General features: G+C 45.7%; 1 protein-coding gene. It reads left to right on the plus strand.

Translation table 11 applies throughout. From position 1 onward, the window contains the following. Nucleotides 1-110: 110 nt before the first annotated feature. Nucleotides 111-1,583 (plus strand): methyl-accepting chemotaxis protein (locus tag BCT81_RS23785; protein ID WP_102426070.1); only part of this gene is annotated, 1,473 nt, incomplete at its 3' end.

Genomic DNA, 1,583 nt, shown 5'->3' on the forward strand with positions numbered 1-1,583 from the left:
GGCTTAGGGCATTTTATAATTTATTTTAATGTGTAAAATATATCAGCTTGCTTGCAGCGTGGGAATGGTCCTGTTTCCAATGCTATTTATACAAAAATTATAGGTTTCCTATGTTAAAGAAACTCTCACTTAAGAATAAGCTGGCGATCTCTGCCAGCCTTGCCATTATCCTGGGGGGGATTTTGGTAGAAGCACTTTCATTTCGCGCTTCATTGCAGCGTTTGGATACAGAAGTTGAACAGCGTTTAGAAGGTGCATCGGCTTCATACAATCAATACGTATCGGATTGGATCTTATCCAAAGAGCGTGCGCTTACCTCTCTGTCTCAAGAGTCTCAAAAGGAGAGTTTGGTTACTCACCTGAAACAGGTTCGCGATTCTGGCTCTTTTGATAATGTCTTCTTGGCGTATCCTGATGGCTCACAAGAAAATGCCAATGGGGTAGTGTTACCACCAGGTAATGATGATCCTCGTTTGTGGGGTTGGTATACCAATGCGGTTGCTAATCCAAGTAAGGTTTTCATGGACAACCCTACGGTTGCGGCGGCAACGGGAGCGAATGTAGTGTCACTGGGCACTGCAATGCAACTGCATGGCCAGCAGGTCGTATTGGGCGCGGATGTTGAAATTACCGATATTCTAAATAGCCTTGAGAAAGTCATTCTTCCTGGTGAAGGTTACATGTTCATCGCGACCAACAAGGGCACGGTTTACACACATGCAGACACTAAGCTACTGAACAAAGATATCAGTTCACTTGGCTTGAATTTTTCAGATGTGCAAAAGGCATTGGTAAGCGGTAAGGACATCTCTATTGAGTTGAAGGGTACCGACTATGTGCTGTATGCGCGCGCAATTGATGGAACTAATCTAATTACGATTAGCGTGGTGAATCATGACTCTTTAGTGGCGCCACTCTTTGACGCTGTTATCGGTCAAGTGTTGGTGACATTGCTAGTGGTGGTGGTTTGTACGGTACTATTTAACTTACTTTGTACCATTTTATTCCGTCCACTAAATCATGTGTCTCAGGCTCTGGCGCAAATTGCGAACGGAAGTGGTGACTTAACTCAACGCATTCATGTTGATAATCAAGATGAAGTTGGCGAACTCGCTCAGAACTTCAATACGTTTGTTGGTAGCTTGCAGCAGCTAATCGGTCATATCCGTAGCCAATCGGAGCAGTTGAATGGCCAATCTGAACAGAGCGCACAACGTGCAAATCTTTCGGTGAATGAGCTGAACCATCAACAGCAAGAAATCACCATGGTTGCAACGGCAGTTACTGAAATGGCGAGCGCGACGCAAGAGATTGCATCGCATGCAGAGCAAACGGCAAAAGCAGCGCAAGACTCAGCGGCGAGCACCAACAGCGGTCATACATTGGTTGTCGACACTAAAGGTTCGATTAACAACCTGGCGAATGAAGTGAACGAAGCGGGTAGTGTAATTAGCGACCTGAATAAACACGCTCAAGAAATCTCGACCGTATTAGCCACCATTCAAGGTATTGCGGAGCAAACGAACCTGCTTGCTTTGAATGCTGCAATTGAAGCCGCTCGTGCCGGTGAACAAGGTCGTGGC

This window comes from Vibrio sp. 10N.261.52.A1, assembly GCF_002876325.1.
Lineage (GTDB): Bacteria > Pseudomonadota > Gammaproteobacteria > Enterobacterales > Vibrionaceae > Vibrio > Vibrio chagasii.